The following is a 15,413-nucleotide window of genomic DNA, read 5'->3' on the forward strand; positions in this document are numbered from 1 at the left end:
GATCATCTACGACGACACGATCCGACTAAAAGACGCCTGTGGCATTGGGTTTAATCACAAACCTGTGCTCCCCATGGTGATGCGGGGCGTTCCCGCGCCGCCCGATAAGGGCCGCTACATCCTGTTTGACACCAAGCGGGAAGCGCAGCGGCGCGGTATAGCATTTGGCAATCTAATAATGCCCATTGGCACGCCGACGCGACGCGCCTATTCGCTGCTGCCGTGGGCGAAGGCTCAGAACAAAGACGAAGCGCTGATGAGCTCTCTCCTTCGGCACGCCTTTGCCCTGGGCGTAGGCCTGCACAAAGAGGCGGGGATGCGCCGGGCCGTAGAAGCCGCGGGCCTGAACTGGACCGAAGCGCAAACCGTCATCGATAGTGAAGACTGGAAACCGATGATTGAAGCAAATCAGGATGAGATGGTGGAAGGCCTCGGCTTGTGGGGAGTGCCGAGCTTCAGACTCTCGGGGCCCGATGGCTTCGAGGATCTTGCAGTGTGGGGTCAGGACCGTCTGTGGCTTATTGCGGCGGAGATCAAGAAGCGTGCTGAGGGAGTGGCTCGGGAAGGCGCTTAGCGTCGATACGGGAGCCCGGCACGATTGATGATTACGCCCTATGGGGCGTAATCACCCTGCGGGCGGTGTCGCAAGCGACCCCGTCTAAAACGCTCCTATTCGTCGCGTTTTATCGAACGAGCACGTTCTTCGGCAGGAACACCCCGGATACAAAAAAGCCCCACCCGATGGGTGAGGCTCTTTTTGTATATGGCGCGCCCGGCACGATTCGAACGTGCGACCGCCTGGTTCGTAGCCAGGTACTCTATCCAGCTGAGCTACGGGCGCGAGGGGGCGGAACTATAGGTATCTAAAGGATTTCTGTCAAGGCTGAACGCCGCCGTCAATACTGCCGCCCTGGCCGTCGGCAGAGAAAAACAGTCTGAACGGTATCTTCTGATCACTCCGGAGTTTCACCAGGAGGCCGTAGTGATCGTTGTCATAGTCGTCGACCCACTCGGACTCGAGTTCCGGCAGGATGTCAGGCATCTCTCTTTTCTCCGGCGCCCGGGCAACGACCTTGACCTCTTCCATGTCGGTTTCACTTAAAAGCACCGCTTTCGGCACCTTGATCATGGCGGTTTGATGTCCCGTCGCGGGGTCCTTTTTGACTTCCATCACCTGAGCACCGGACTTCACGTCTCGGTGGCCCTTTACCAGCTCCAGCCAGTCGCTCTCCATACCGAGGGATTGTGCAAACCCCAGCGCGGGAATAAACGCCGCTATCGCCACCAAGCTTCGAAAAATCATTGGAATGGTCCCTACTTGCCAAATGGTAAGAGTAGCGGGATTTAGAGACGGCGTCAGCCTCGATCCGCTACGACGATTTTAGGCAGCGCTCCAGCTCATCCAGAACCTCGCCAACCCCGCGATACTAACCATCAGTAGTGCAAAGCCGAGATAGCGGAAAAACAACTGCGTATCGGCACGCAGACTGTAGGCGTGAAACTTCAAACCCAGCACATGACCAATGGCTGCACAGGGCAATAACCAGAAGTGCTGCGCCCACTGCAGATCAACGCCCGTCGCAATAAATGCCAGCAGTTTCAGGCCGACCAGCACAAACCACAGCACGAACAGCGTATCCCGCAGCTGCTCTTTAGACACGCGACTGGCCGCCACGGGCACCACCAATGGCGCGGCTATGAGAGAGACCCCGCTCACGTAGCCACCTATCATCAAAAAGATCGCATCGATGCGTGCGCTGTTGCTTTTGAACGGCCTGCCCCATATGTAACTCAATGCATACAAAGTCACCGTGCAAAAGATAAAACCGGTGACCAATGACCCGGGCAGAGTGATTACTCCTGCCACGCCGATGAGCTTGGGCACAATCATCAGGGGCAGCGCATAGCGAAGAAACTCCCAGTTGATGGTACTCACCGCCCTCCCCTGCCTGGCGTCTGCGCGGTGTGCCTGCCACACCGTGAGACCGGAAAAAAACAGCAGATGCACAGAGATTATCGGGAGAAAGAGCAAAGGCTCATCACGGATGAGAAGCAAAAACGGCAACGTGAGTACGGCGCCACCAAATCCCAGGCCAGAGCGCACAAACCCGCCCCAGATAAACAGCAATGCAATAACCCCGTACTCCCAGGGCAGCAACGCGGTCATAAGGATGCCGGATTACTAGCGTTGATCATCAAGGTAGAACTTGTCGTCAAAGGTTTTCATCCAGTCCGGATAGAAGACGGCGAGCGCCGAGACGCACATACCGTTGATAAAGGCCTCAGAAAACATCAGCAAAAAAATCAGGGGCCAAAACTCTTTTGCATTGTCCAGATAGGTTGCGAGACCGCTCACCCAAAATAGCAGCACGCTTACAACTGCCAGTAACAAAATCACCAGGCCTCCACCGGCAAACCCGGCCCCCAGCGTGTACACAAAAGGATGCCGAAGGGCGGGTCGGTGCAGAGCCTTACCCAGCAGCCAGGTGCTGCTCGCGGGCAGCACCACGCAGAGCATCACCGATAAGGGATAAGCCGCCCAATCGAGCCCCTGCAGAAGGTAGAGCGCGGTCATTGCCAGGGACGCCCCGAGGACGGTAAAGGACCATCCCACAAGTAGCGTCAGCGTGGTGATCCCCAAAAAATGCAGCACCAGACCATCCACAAGATGGATGTTCAGCAGCCACAATAGCAAGCAGGCGACGGCGCCACCCGCCACCAAATGCATGCGACCGGGCTCCCGGGCGATGGAGCGCCACTGGGCATAGCGCAGCGCGACCAGTACGCTCACGATCGCGGCGATTGAGGCCCCCACAAGAATCCAGGGAGCTAACAGATGAGCAGGAACGTGCACGTTCGATAACACTCGACAAATAGTTCTGTTGGTGAGCCAGCCAAGTCCGTGAGCAACCCCTTAGCCGGGTTTCAAAAACGCCGGCGGTGGACTACAACTCCGCAGCCAGACGGCAGGCCTGGTCAATGGCGCGTTTGGCATCTATCTCTACGGCAAGATCAGCGCCGCCGATCAAATATACGCCATCCCGCGTTTCCGTAAGCGCATCGAACAAGCTGCGTTCCGACTCCTGTCCCGCGCAGATTACGATGGTATCTACCGGCAGCACCCGGGGCTCCTCATCGACCGTGACATGGAGTCCGCGATCGTCGATGCCGTCGTAGCGCACGCCCTTGAGCATGTGCACACCGCGTCTTTTCAGAGCAAGCTTGTGGGTCCAGCCTGTGGTGGGGCCCAGACCGCGTCCGGGGGACGTAGGTTTGCGCTGCAGTAAAAAGATCTGACGATCAGCAATCTCTACCTTCGGCTCTACACCGGCCACGCCGCCCCGCGGATGATTCTCAAAATCGATACCCCACTCCCGGGCAAAAACATCTTTATCCAGCGCTGCCGATACACCCGCATGGGATGCAAGCTCCGCCACATCAAAGCCGATGCCACCGGCACCGATAATCGCCACGGCCTTGCCCAGAGGCCGGGTTCCGCGAATCGCCTCGTCATAACTCATAACCATGGGGTGATCGATACCCGGAATCTCCGGGTCCCGGGGATTGAGCCCCGTCGCCACAATCACTTCATCCCAATCTTGCAAGGAAAGCTCCTCGGGGGAGACACGATGCTCCATCCTGACGGTAACGCCTGTGAGCTCAATCTGGCGCTCGAAGTAGCGGATGGTTTCGGCAAATTCCTCCTTTCCCGGTATGCGCATAGCCAGATTGAAATGCCCACCCAGCTCATTACTTGCCTCGAACAAGGTCACTGCGTGCCCACGGGACGCCGCAGTAGTGGCAAAGGCCAATCCAGCAGGACCTGCGCCTACAACCGCAATGCGTTTGGGAGAATCAGTTGGCCGATACTCCAGCTCGGTTTCGTGACAGGCCCGGGGGTTTACCAAACAGGATACGGTCTTGCCCCGGAAGGCGTGATCCAGGCAGGCCTGGTTACAGGCGATGCAGGTGTTGATTTCGTCCACCCGGCCTTCAAAGGCTTTTTTGGCGAACTGGGAGTCTGCAAGCATGGGCCGCCCCATGGACGTGATATCCGCCAGGCCATCGGCAAGCACCTGCTCGGCTACTTCTGGCATGTTGATGCGGTTACTGGTGATCATCGGAATAGAGAGCTCTTTGCGCAGCCGCCCGGTAACCCCTGCGAAGGCCGCTCTGGGAACTCGCGTACTGATCGTCGGCACCTGCGCCTGGTGCCAGACAAAGTGTGTACTCATGATGGATGCGCCAGCGGCCTCAATGGCCTTGCCCAGGGTAACGACCTCATCCCAGCTACTGCCGTCGGCCATAAGCTCCATGGCCGCGATACGATAGATCACAATAAAGTCATCACCTACCGCTTCGCGCGTACGCCGCACAATTTCTACCGGCAGGCGCATGCGATTGGCGTAATCCCCTCCCCACTCATCCTGACGATGATTGGTCTTGTCGAGCAAAAACGTGCTCAGCAAGTAGCCTGCGGAACCGATGATCTCAACGCCGTCGTAGCCCGCGCTTTTTGCGCGCTGAGCACACTGCACAAAATCCTGGATGGTCGCCTCGATATCATCCGGCGTCATGGCCCGGGGCTCGCGGGGGTTAATAGGTGAGGCAACGGGTGACGGCGCCACGGGATCGGCACTGTAAGCCAGGTTCCCGGCGTGGAGAATTTGCAGACAGATCTTGCAATCGGCTGCCGCTGCATGCACTGCGTCGGTGACCACGCGATGCATGGGCACATGAGCATCGCTGTTAAACGCCCCGTATTCCCCGGGCGCCAGCGCCGCAGAATCATTCGGTGCGTTACCACCGGTAATGATCATGCCCACACCACCTGCGGCACGCTCGGCGTAATAGGCTGCCATGCGCTCAAAGCCTGTAGGGCCCAGTTCTTCCAGCCCCGTATGCATGGACCCCATCAGAATCCGGTTTTTTAGCCGTGTTGAACCGAGCTCCAGCGGAGCGAACAAATGGGGAAACTCCGGGTGCGTCTCCGCGGTGCTACTCTGCGCCAATGACATCGAGATACCCCCTGTCGATGGCGGTTTCCAGGGCATTGACCGCGGCGCGCAGCTCCTCATAGGCCTCGCGCCGACGGGCAAGCATGGAAATCTGCTCATGGGAGGGTATTTCGCGAGAAATCTTGGAAATGTCGATGAGTTCCTGCAGATACGACAGTCGCGCTCGCGAGGCCATGGTGATCACGGGGCGTATATCTTCCACGCTGAGTTCCGGTATCGCAGGATTCATGATTTCGCGGTTCACGTCGCGGCGTATCTTCTCCAGCTCAAGCAAGAGCCGCTTACTTTCCTTTCCTGGCATGGAACACCCTTTTCTAACGCGCATCGGCAATTGATAACCCATAAAGATTGATAGGAAACTCACTGCGGGTCAAGCCAATCGAAGCGCAGACCAGAGCAGTGGAAAGTCGTCCAACTACGACCCCAAAAAAAGAAGTGCGGGGACTGGTATCACCAGCGAAGAGGGGGTACCTTTTTGCCCTCGATGTTACAGACCTCACACCCACTGTATTGCATAGGCTGAGTCGTCATGAGCTTCAAAACCGCAACTGCCATTAACAGTGAACAGCACCCCTATACCGCTGAAATCGCCGAGGGCTGGGACGTTGTTGGTAATGCCAACGGCGGCTACCTACTGGCTATTGGCGCCCGCGCCATGGCTAACGCCGCGGCGCGCCCCCACCCTATCAGCGTCACGGCACACTATCTGTCCCCCGGACGCCCGGGACCCATCACCGTTGATCCGCAAATTGTCAAAGCGGGAAAACGCCTGTCCACCGTGAGAGCGACCCTGGCAAGCACCGAAAAACCGCTGATCGAACTTCTGGGAAGTTTTGCGGACCTCAGTGGTTTTGAAGGACCGGCAAGGGTGGATGCGAGTCCGCCGGACATGCCACCCCCGGATGAATGTCCCCGCACCGTGCCAGACCTGGAGCTCGGATTCCCGCCAGCAATGATGGGTCGTGTCGATCTGCGCCTCCATCCTGATGACGCCAACTTTTTAAGCGGTAAACCCTCCGGGGATCCCCTGATACGCGGCTGGCTCCGATTCCCCGATGACGAACCCATGGATCCTTTTGGTCTGTTACTGGCAACGGATTGTTTTCCACCAACAATCTTCAACGCCAATCTGCCGGTAGCCTGGACCCCCACGGTCGAGCTGACCGCACATATCCGCGCCATACCGGAACCCGGCTGGCTGCGCTGCCGATTCAGCACGCGTTTTATCAGCGGCGGCATGATGGAAGAGGATGGCGAAGTCTGGGATAGCAGTGGCCGGCTGGTCGCGCAATCACGGCAATTGGCGCTTACCCCGAAGGCCTAGTGTCCGGGAGAACTGGCTGATTCGGGCAGGTCGAGCAAGAATCGGGTGGCTCACTGAAAAACCGGAGTAAATACTTAATACTCCGATCAGCAAAAGAGTCGCCCCATGCGCCCCACTCCTAGGTCCTCCAGTGAGACAATCCGCAGCATGCCTGCCACCAAGACCAATCCCCCCGAAAACGACCACTATCGACTGGTGGCTGATGCCATCGGCTACCTGCGAGAGCACCAGCGCGAACAGCCCGATTTGCGGAGTCTGGCGCGAGCCATGGACACCAGCGAATCACACCTCCAACGGGTGTTCAGCAGCTGGGCCGGCGTATCCCCCAAGCGGTTTTTACAGATCATCACGCGGCAGTACGCCGTCGAGGCACTGCGCGATGAGGCCTCGGTATTGGACGCCAGCTTCCACGCGGGCCTTTCCGGACCCGGCCGTCTCCATGATCTCACGCTTAGCTGTGATGCCATGACTCCCGGAGAAATTGCCAATCACGGAAAGGGCATCGCACTGGAATACGGTTGGGGGGACAGCCCCTTTGGCCCCGCGTTCGTGGCCTGGAGTCCCCGGGGCGTTTGTCAGCTCAGCTTTAATGCGGTGCATGACCCGGGGGTCCTGCGCGCATTCAAGGATGACTGGCGAGGCGCGACCCGTATCGAGAATGCCCGTGCCGCCGCGGCGCTTCTTCAACAGATTTTTGCGAATCCTCTGAAGCGGGGAAAGTTGCACCTGTTGCTGCGCGGCACGAATTTTCAGGTCAAGGTCTGGGAAGCGCTGATGCAGGTAGCGCCGGGAAAACTCGTAAGCTACAAGCAATTAGGTGCGCTTGCAGACACCGGGCAGGCTCATCGCGCCGTGGGCTCCGCCATGGCCCGTAATCGTATTGCCTATCTCATCCCCTGCCATCGCGTGATACGCCAGGGTGGCGACTGGGGTAACTACCGCTGGGGGCTCGAGCGCAAGCTGGCTCTGCATGTCTGGGAACAGAGCGCTTGAACGCAGCACAGCTTTTACAGCTCATCGCACTTGCAGCGATCTGGGGCTCGTCGTTTATGTTTATGCGCCTGGCGGTGCCCCAACTGGGGCCCACCTGGCTCCTGGAACTGCGACTGGTTGCCGCTTCATTAATTCTGCTGCTCATCAGCAAGGCATTGCGACGACCGCTGAACATCAAAAAGCACTGGCGGCATTTCTTAACGCTGGGAGCCCTCAACACCACCCTACCCTTCTGGGCTTTTGCCTACGCGGCGCAGACGCTTCCCGCCTCTATGCTCGCTATTCTCAATTCCACCGCCCCCCTATGGGGAATCCTCATTGGCTTTTTATGGCGGGGTAAACCTATCACTGCACGCGCGGTTGTCGGTCTGTTATTGGGCATGGCGGGCGTTGCGAGCCTGGTGGGCCTGGGCGGCCTGGCGGTGCAACCCGAAGCACTATGGGCAGTTGTGCTTACCGCATCCGCCGCGATTTGCTACGGCATTGCCAGTAGCTACGCGGAGTACGCAGAGAAGGTAGAAACCTACGCCAACGCCCACGGTAGCCTTTGGGCAGCCACGCTGCTGGTACTGCCTTTCATGCCCTTCGCACCGGCACCCGAAGTCTGGGCGCCGGGGGCGGTAGCCGCCGCGCTGGTGCTCGGTGTGCTGTGTACCGGGGTCGCCTACCTTTTGTATTTTCATCTCATTGCCACGGTAGGCGCACCCTCGGCGCTCACCGTGGGCTACCTCATCCCGCTGTGGGGCGTACTCTGGGGCTGGCTGTTTCTGGATGAGGCGGTGGGACTGCACACGCTTTTGGGCGCAGGACTCGTGCTTAGTGGCACCATGCTGGTGACCAACTTTAATCCAGCCCGGGGATTACGCATTCTGCTGAAACGGCGAGCGAATTAGATAGAGCGCGGCTTCAGCCGCCGTTAAGAATTCGACCGGTGAGCCCATTCATGCGCTCAAGACCGGCGCGCAGATGCTCGTCGGGTAAGGCGGAGCTAAAGCGAAAATGCCCCTCAACCCCGAAGCGTGAACCGGGTATGAGCAGTACATCCTCCTCCGCCAACAAGCGCGAAGCGAAGGTATCCGAATCCACGGGTAGGTCAAATTTCACAAAGGACATCGCCGAGGCCTGAGGCGGCACCACCGAAAACACCCCGGGATGAGTCGCCAGTTGTTCCTGCAGGGTTTCGAAGCCCCTGCGAATCAATCGTCGTGCCCTTGCGGTAATCGCGTCCCTGGCCGCGGGTTCCAGCGCGGCAGCGGCCAGATGCATGGACATCATGGTTGCCGTAATCGATGCGTACTCGTGACGGCGCCAAAAATCCGGGATCAATGACTCGGTCGCAACCAGCCACCCCAAACGCAAACCGGGGAGGCCATAGGCTTTGCTCATGGAATTGATGGCAATCACCCGCTCGTAGTCCCCCCAGAAGGATGCTGTGGGTTCATCGGTATTGCGCTCCGTGCCGCTGTAAACCTCGTCAGCGACGATCCATGCACCCACACTGCGGGCAGCGGAAACAATTAATTCACGATCCTCATCACTGAGCACCTGCCCCGTAGGATTATTGGGATTGACCACGTGGATAACCCGGGTGCGCTCATCCACCGCAGCGGCCAGGCCTGCTTCGTCGATGGACCAATCGTGGGAAGCCTGCATGTCCACCGTGCGCACCTCAAACCCCAGGTTGTGGGCGTTCCCGGCGAGCTGTTCGTAGGTCGGGCGGAAGCGGATAACGTTATCACCAGGCTCAAGAAGCGTGGCGGCAACCAATGTATTGGCTTCAGTAGCTCCCACGGTGACCAGTACATTGTCGGCGTTAGCCTGCGGGTACAAAGCCGCGATGCGCTCACGCAGCAGCTGGTTGCCGTTAACCTGCGGATAATCCACGAGGGTGGCAAAAAGCGCATCCCGGTCGATGTCTGCCAGGTCACAGAGCTCGGCGTAGCTCATGGGGTGCACACCGCTCTCGGAGAAGTTGTACTGCACCCCGTGTTCCAGTTCAGACAGATACTGCTCTACGGCAAAGGCCTTAAACGTGCTCATAAACGGAAACCTTACAGTGCCGATTCCACCGCGACGCCATTTTCCTTGTAGACCACACCATTCTTCATCACGAAGTCCACGCGGGAAAGGAGGTTGATGTGGCGGAGCACGTCACCTTTGACCGCAATAATATCGGCGTACTTGCCGGCGGATACGGTGCCGACCTTGTCAGAAACACCCATCATGACGGCGCCCCAATAGGTCGCTGCACGAATGGTCGACATGGGATCAACGCCCATCACGTTGACCCAGACGTCCATCTCGTTCCAGGTACTCTGGCAATGAAACTTCATGGGAATCCCGCTATCGGTGCCCACCAGCATCACCACTCCCGCATCCCGAAGCTGCTGGAATTTTCGCTTGAGCGTGGGCTTACGCAGGGGCGTGAGCTGGGTATAGGCCAACTGCCCCGGCTCCTGGATGGACGCCTTGATATCCGCGACGGTGGAAGGCTCCAGTCCCCGGTGCCAGCATTCGTTATCCAGCTTCTCGGGATTGGCGACCGTCTGGTCGTAGTTCCAGAGACCCTCAACCGTGGGTGTCCAGAACAGGGGACCGCCGGCGATGCGACCCGTGGCAGTGCGCTCACGGAGCATCTCGATGACATCCGCAGGATATTCCGGCGCGGTAGTCAGTCCCGTGTGCTCAAAATTATCCACACCGATCTCGAGTCCCCGGCGCACTTCGTTCGGGCGATGGGAGTGAGCCACAACTTTCAGGCCGTGCTTGTGCGCTTCGTCCACTACCGCTTGCGCCTCTTCGAGGGTCATATTGTCCTGGTCTATGAGCTTGATGATATCCACGCCGGCATCAGCCAGTTTTTTTACCTTCCGCCGTCCATCGGCCACGCTATCGACGCCCCAACGATAAAACTCGGTGTTCGGATAGGCCTCGTGCTGAATAAAGGGCCCGGATACAAACAGGCGGGGACCGGGGATCTCACCGGATTCAATTCGCGTCTTCACAGAGATCGATGCTTCAAGGGGAGCACCCAGATCCCGGGCCGAGGTAATGCCCGCTAGCAGCAACTGCACGGCACTGGAAGGCATAATTTCGCTGGCAAGGCGGTCCTTATAGGTCGGATGCCAATGGCTGTAGTCGGCGTGACCGTTGAGCATGAGGTGCGCGTGGTTCTCCCAAAGACCCGGCAGTACATCCATCCCTTCGGTAGACACAACCTCGTAATCCTCAGGCACTTTCAGGGTGCCGACGGTGCCCACTTCCTGTATGACACCATCCTCCACCAGAATCACGCTATTCGCGATGGGGGCATGACCAAAGCCGTCAATCAAGCGCCCGCCCACTAACGCCGTACCGGCAGCTGCGGACAGCGAAAACAGGGAACTGCCCAGCAAAGCGGCAGCGGTCAGTAGCGCCAGCGGTGTGTTTTTTCTTATGTGTACTTTCATGGAAAACCTCTTTAATCAAACATTGCCGATATTTCCGCGCCGACACGATAACCTGGTGCGTGGATATCCCACCCATTAACGCTGGCATTGACCTCGCGCATCGGGGCGCTCATTGTTGAACGCATCACGCCGAGTCCATGGAGAAAAAGCGTTTTGAACTACCGGAGCATGAACACAAGCAATCCAGGCAAAATGCCATCAAACCCCGATGTCTCAGAATCCATAACAACGAGTGTAGCGCGAAAGCTTCGGAGCCTGCATGCAGGAATCATTGCGTCTGTGCTGCCCTTTTTCCTTGCAACGAGCCTGGCTCCCGGCGCATCCGCTCAGACCGCAGAACAGGAGGTACTGGAGGCCGTCACGGCATTGTTTGATGCCATGCGTGCCAAAGACGCCGAGGCGCTGCGATCCGCGTTTTTACCGGAGGGACGCCTGGGCACCGAAACAACCGAGGGATGGATTAGCTCGGTATCTACGTCGGAGGCCTATCTGGATGAGGTGACCTTTGACGAAACCATCCTTATCGATGATGCGCTGGCGATGGCATGGACGCCCTACAATCTGTTTGTGAACGGCGATTTTCACCACTGCGGCATCGATTTGTTCTCATTCCGAAAAGTCGGCGGCCAATGGAAGATTCTGCAAATTGACGATACGCGTCGAGAGGAGCCTTGCGACCCCGAGCGACGCGGTAATTAGTATCCTCCTGCTCAGTCTGCGTAGCGAAAAAAAGCATCCATGGCGCGATAGAGCATGTGCACATCGACCTTGGAGCTCACCGCGTAAGTGGAGTGAATCGACAATAGCGGCACGCCGTAGTCGATGACTTCCATGTTGCGGCGGGACAGGGAACTGCCGATAGTGCCGCCCGAGGCTCGCCCCTTGTACGTTGCGGTCTGCCAGGCAACGTTCGCGTCATCCAGATAAGCGCGATTCCAGGCCATGAATTCGGAATTGGCATTAAAGCCGCCACCATAGAGCTTGAGATTGACACCGTAACCCAGGCGCGGCGCGTTACCCGCCTCCCAAACACCGGGATAGGTGGGATGGATGCCGGGGTTCACATCTGATGAGACCACCTTGGTTTTCCGCAATGCACGCCGAATATCGATATCTGAATAGGCATCGCCCCGCTCCCGATAAACCAGCTCCGCCAGCAGATCGACAAAGTAGTCAGAGTTGGAGCCGGTATTGTTGATATTGCCCACCTCCTCGTTGTCCACGAGAAATGCGACGGCTGTGCGTGCAGGGTTCCTTTGCTCAAGAATCGCCCGCAGCGCGGTGTAGGAGGACAACTTATCGTCCTGACCATAGATCGCCATCAGGGCGCGATCAAAACCCACATCCCGGGGCGCGACCGCCGGAACGATCGCAAGCTCTGCTGAAACCAGATCCTCTTCGCTGATGCCGTACTCAGATTTGAGGTACGCCAGTACCGAATCCTTAACGGAATCCTCGGCCGGGTCCATGGAGGCAATAATCGGGTCCAGCTCCTCGCCCATGATCACTTCGCGGTTTTTACGATCGCGGTAGTCCCTATCAACGTGGGGGGAAAGATCCGGAATAATAAAAATGGGATCGTCCTCATCAAGACCCACAGACACGGGCACCCGGGTGCCATCTTTTTTGTCGACATGCCCCACCAGGGCAAGCGGCAGATTCACCCACTGGTAATTCTTGATGCCGCCGTGACGGTAAGTCTGGAAGAGCGCAAAGCCGTGGGACTCGTAGAGAGGCCGGCCCTTGAGCTCAAGCCGCGGTGAATCGATGTGGGCACCGACCACCCGAAAGCCCTCTACCATGGGCTCGGTTCCCACCACAAACAGGGTCACTGTACGGTCACGGTTTACGTCGTAGTAGCGGTCTCCGGGATTAAGTGATCCGGTGGCAGGCATTGCCTTGAAACCGGATTTCTCAGCGAGACGCACCGCCTCAGTGACAAAACTCAACTCAGTCTTCGCCCGGCCCATAAAGTCCTTGTAGTCTTCGGCAAAGGCAAAGACCTCACGCTTCTGATCCTCGGAAATCATTTGCCAGCCGGACTGCGGACTCTCTGCGTCCGCAGCTATCGCAGCGGAGCCCAAGTTAAGAGCTAAGCTTCCCAGCATGAACGCTGCGGAAACGGCCCTGGCTTTTTCCACCAGAACATTTGTCAAAACCATTTTACTGCTCTCCCTCTACTCTTAATCAAAACCTAAAATGCTGTAGTCTTAGTCTACGCACTTCACCGCTGCTTCGCAGTCGCAGAGCCCGCGGTCATGCCCTTCGTATACCCATAATAAGGAGCCTAAAGTGTCTGTGAATCAAAGAAAAAACCCTACTCAGCGCAGGCAAATGCCCCAGACGTTATCAGCCATGATAGTGCTCTTAAGCCTGTTCTCGACGGGCAGCGCTTTATCCCAGACAGGACCTCATCTCACCGACCACCGCTCTACACTCATTAGCAACGCGCAGGTTGTTGACGGAAGCGGCGCGCCAGCTTGGAAAGGCTCTGTCCGCATCGTCGATGACCTGATTGTAAGCGTCGGTGACCTGACCCCCATGGATGACGAGCACACTATCGACGCCCAGGGCATGGTACTGACACCGGGCTTCATCGACACCCACAGTCACCATGATGACGAGGACGGACTGCGTAACAATCTCGATGCCCTGCCGATACTGACCCAGGGGGTGACCACCTCAGTGTTTGGGCAGGATGGCGGTCATCAGCTCCCCCTCGCGGACTTTCTATCCGATTTTGACAAGCACCCCGCTGCGGTGAACATCGCGTCCTACGTGGGCCACAACACAATCCGAGCGCGGATCATGGGCGACGATACCAAACGTCCGGCTGATCCGGAGGAGGTAAAAGCCATGCGCACCTTGCTTCTCAGCGAGCTGCAGGCAGGCGCACTGGGACTATCCACGGGCCTCGAATATGAGCCGGGTATTTACTCCCAACGCGAGGAAGTGCTTACGCTGGCAGCAGCCACCGCCGCCCAAGGCGGCCGTTACATTTCCCATGTGCGATCTGAAGACCGGTTTCTATGGGAAGCCATGGACGAAATCATCGACATCGGCCGGCAGACGGGTATTCCCGTACAGATATCGCACATCAAACTTGCAGCCAAAAACCTCTGGAACCAGGCTCCGACGCTGATCGAAAAACTCGACGCTGCGCGCGCCGAGGGCATCGACATCACTGCGGACGTTTATCCCTACGAGTACTGGGCGTCCACCATGTGGGTGCTGTTGCCCGACAGAGACGCGAACAACCTAGAGGAGATTGCCTTTGTGCTGGATCAGCTAACCCCGGCGTCTGGCGTGATTTTCACCAAGTACGAGCCCAATCCCGACTATGTCAATCAATCGGTCGCCGAAATCGCCAAAACTCGCGGTACCTCCGAAGTGCAAACGTTTTCAGACCTCCTCAAGGAGTCCGAAGCCTGGTCCAGGGCAAACGGCGGTGCCCAAGCTGAAATGATCATGGGGCGCTCCATGACCGAGGCGGATATCGAGACGTTTTTACAATGGGAACACAGCAATGTCTGCAGCGACGGCGGTTTTTATGGCCACCCTCGTGGATACGGTACCTTTCCAAGGGTGCTGGCCCGTTACGTGCGTGACAAGGGCACCCTGAGTCTGGAAACCGCGGTGGCTGCTATGACCTCGCGAGCGGCCGATCATATGGGCATCACCGACCGAGGGCGTATCGTCGCTGGCATGAAGGCGGATCTGGTGCTCTTTAATCCTGAGCGAATTCAGGATCACGCGGGAATACGCGATGGGCAGGTACTGTCTACCGGCGTAGACAGTGTGTGGGTCAATGGGCAACAGGTGCTTAAGGACGGCGCATCAACGCAGGTTTTTCCCGGCAAGGTGCTCCGGAGATCGCTCTAAGCCCGCGCTCGAAATTAACCAACTGCAAAAGCGAAATCAGCGTTTTAGTACCGACCTGAGCAATCGAGCCCACCGGACGGGATACACGTCGACCATAGTGGCAGAGAAAAATAACCGTACTTTCGTTTGGTAGAGGGTACATAGCATTCAATCTGGTAGTCGAAATCAAACAGCGCCTTGAGTCGATCTCGCTGAATCACCGCATTGTCAAAAGGGGAGAGAATCCCCATGAGGTTTCTATCGGGAGACTTTATCCAATGGGTCTGGCCGTTCTTCAAATCGTTTTTATAGGGCAAGGAAAAGCGGTAGTCGTCCATGGGAATAAACGCTGCGGCATGGGCCCAGTACTCGAAGGTGTCGCGGTCGACGAGCATTTGCTGTGTCATGGCCGGCTTAAAACCTGGCCCCCTTGCCTGAAGTACATGGTGATGGGCGCGCTCAACGACTGAGATCGTATCGATCTGCACATAGGCAATGTGACGAATCGCCGCTGGCGCCGTCAATTCCAGAACCGAAAGCGTTGCTCTGGATAAGTCCCTGCGCCGAGAGCGCCAGACGGCGCAACTTCTGCAGGTCTCGGGACGACTTGAAAGTGATCAAAAGATCCGGCTCTTCATCATAAAAGGGGGACACCGGCATTCATTAAACTGAATTTGCGAAGTTCGTTTAATGGAGAGAACACCGATGTCCCACGCAGGAAATATATTAGGCCTTCCAGAGCTGGAGGTCGAACGCGTTGATCGTAAC

The 15,413-nt window shown here is 57.6% G+C and carries 15 protein-coding genes and 1 tRNA gene; 6 read left to right on the plus strand and 10 right to left on the minus strand.

Annotation, left to right across the window (positions count from 1 at the left end; translation table 11 throughout):
• The coding region (locus tag ACTG3T_RS08240) for a DsbA family protein (protein WP_439101789.1) at positions 1 to 574 on the plus strand (574 nt) is incomplete at its 5' end.
• Between the two features lie 190 nt (positions 575 to 764).
• On the opposite strand, the gene ACTG3T_RS08245 is transcribed toward ACTG3T_RS08240, so the two are convergent.
• From ACTG3T_RS08245 to ACTG3T_RS08270, 6 genes are all read right to left on the minus strand, one after another.
• Positions 765 to 841, minus strand: a tRNA-Arg gene (locus tag ACTG3T_RS08245).
• A 36-nt stretch (positions 842 to 877) separates the two neighbouring features.
• Positions 878 to 1,303: a hypothetical protein gene (locus ACTG3T_RS08250; protein WP_439101790.1), complete on the minus strand. Its 426-nt coding sequence runs from the start codon at positions 1,301 to 1,303 to the stop codon at positions 878 to 880.
• Between the two features lie 78 nt (positions 1,304 to 1,381).
• Positions 1,382 to 2,167 (minus strand): TSUP family transporter, encoded by a 786-nt coding sequence (locus ACTG3T_RS08255; RefSeq protein ID WP_439101791.1) that lies wholly within the window; start codon positions 2,165 to 2,167, stop codon positions 1,382 to 1,384.
• A 15-nt stretch (positions 2,168 to 2,182) separates the two neighbouring features.
• Complete coding sequence (locus ACTG3T_RS08260) at positions 2,183 to 2,866, minus strand: energy-coupling factor ABC transporter permease (protein ID WP_439101792.1); 684 nt, start codon at positions 2,864 to 2,866, stop codon at positions 2,183 to 2,185.
• Between the two features lie 79 nt (positions 2,867 to 2,945).
• Entirely contained in the window at positions 2,946 to 5,018 is a 2,073-nt protein-coding gene (locus tag ACTG3T_RS08265; RefSeq protein WP_439101793.1) for an FAD-dependent oxidoreductase, read from the minus strand.
• Entirely contained in the window at positions 4,999 to 5,319 is a 321-nt protein-coding gene (locus ACTG3T_RS08270) for a hypothetical protein (protein ID WP_439101794.1), read from the minus strand. Before ACTG3T_RS08270 ends, ACTG3T_RS08265 begins: the two co-directional genes overlap by 20 nt.
• A 228-nt stretch (positions 5,320 to 5,547) precedes the next feature.
• Here ACTG3T_RS08270 and ACTG3T_RS08275 point away from each other — a divergent pair, with 228 nt between their 5' ends.
• From ACTG3T_RS08275 to ACTG3T_RS08285, 3 genes are all read left to right on the plus strand, one after another.
• Positions 5,548 to 6,342, plus strand: a complete 795-nt coding sequence (locus ACTG3T_RS08275) for a thioesterase family protein (RefSeq protein ID WP_439101795.1) — start codon at positions 5,548 to 5,550, stop codon at positions 6,340 to 6,342.
• A gap of 105 nt (positions 6,343 to 6,447) precedes the next feature.
• The gene (locus ACTG3T_RS08280) at positions 6,448 to 7,335 is read left to right on the plus strand and encodes a methylated-DNA--[protein]-cysteine S-methyltransferase (RefSeq protein ID WP_439101796.1); all 888 of its coding nucleotides are present in this window, start codon (positions 6,448 to 6,450) and stop codon (positions 7,333 to 7,335) included.
• On the plus strand, positions 7,332 to 8,228 hold the full coding sequence (locus tag ACTG3T_RS08285) for a DMT family transporter (protein WP_439101797.1): 897 nt from the start codon (positions 7,332 to 7,334) through the stop codon (positions 8,226 to 8,228). The genes ACTG3T_RS08280 and ACTG3T_RS08285 overlap by 4 nt, the downstream gene beginning before the upstream one ends.
• 13 nt (positions 8,229 to 8,241) lie before the next feature.
• Here ACTG3T_RS08285 and ACTG3T_RS08290 read toward each other — a convergent pair whose 3' ends face one another.
• Both ACTG3T_RS08290 and ACTG3T_RS08295 read right to left on the minus strand, forming a co-directional pair.
• Positions 8,242 to 9,375 carry an aminotransferase class I/II-fold pyridoxal phosphate-dependent enzyme gene (locus ACTG3T_RS08290; protein WP_439101798.1) on the minus strand — a complete coding sequence of 378 codons (1,134 nt, stop codon included), beginning with the start codon at positions 9,373 to 9,375 and terminating at the stop codon, positions 8,242 to 8,244.
• 11 nt (positions 9,376 to 9,386) lie between these two features.
• Complete coding sequence (locus tag ACTG3T_RS08295) at positions 9,387 to 10,784, minus strand: amidohydrolase family protein (protein ID WP_439101799.1); 1,398 nt, start codon at positions 10,782 to 10,784, stop codon at positions 9,387 to 9,389.
• A gap of 279 nt (positions 10,785 to 11,063) precedes the next feature.
• Here ACTG3T_RS08295 and ACTG3T_RS08300 point away from each other — a divergent pair, with 279 nt between their 5' ends.
• Positions 11,064 to 11,483, plus strand: coding sequence for a hypothetical protein (locus ACTG3T_RS08300; protein ID WP_439101800.1), 420 nt, complete (start codon positions 11,064 to 11,066; stop codon positions 11,481 to 11,483).
• A gap of 11 nt (positions 11,484 to 11,494) precedes the next feature.
• On the opposite strand, the gene ACTG3T_RS08305 is transcribed toward ACTG3T_RS08300, so the two are convergent.
• Positions 11,495 to 12,946 (minus strand): aminopeptidase 1, encoded by a 1,452-nt coding sequence (locus ACTG3T_RS08305; RefSeq protein ID WP_439101801.1) that lies wholly within the window; start codon positions 12,944 to 12,946, stop codon positions 11,495 to 11,497.
• A 136-nt stretch (positions 12,947 to 13,082) separates the two neighbouring features.
• Here ACTG3T_RS08305 and ACTG3T_RS08310 point away from each other — a divergent pair, with 136 nt between their 5' ends.
• Positions 13,083 to 14,666, plus strand: coding sequence for an N-acyl-D-amino-acid deacylase family protein (locus tag ACTG3T_RS08310; protein ID WP_439101802.1), 1,584 nt, complete (start codon positions 13,083 to 13,085; stop codon positions 14,664 to 14,666).
• Positions 14,667 to 14,710: 44 nt separating this feature from the next.
• On the opposite strand, the gene ACTG3T_RS08315 is transcribed toward ACTG3T_RS08310, so the two are convergent.
• Positions 14,711 to 15,169: a DNA glycosylase AlkZ-like family protein gene (locus ACTG3T_RS08315; RefSeq protein ID WP_439101803.1), complete on the minus strand. Its 459-nt coding sequence runs from the start codon at positions 15,167 to 15,169 to the stop codon at positions 14,711 to 14,713.
• Between the last annotated feature and the right edge of the window lie 244 nt (positions 15,170 to 15,413).

Source organism: Congregibacter sp., assembly GCF_965660375.1.
Taxonomy (GTDB): Bacteria; Pseudomonadota; Gammaproteobacteria; order Pseudomonadales; family Halieaceae; genus Congregibacter.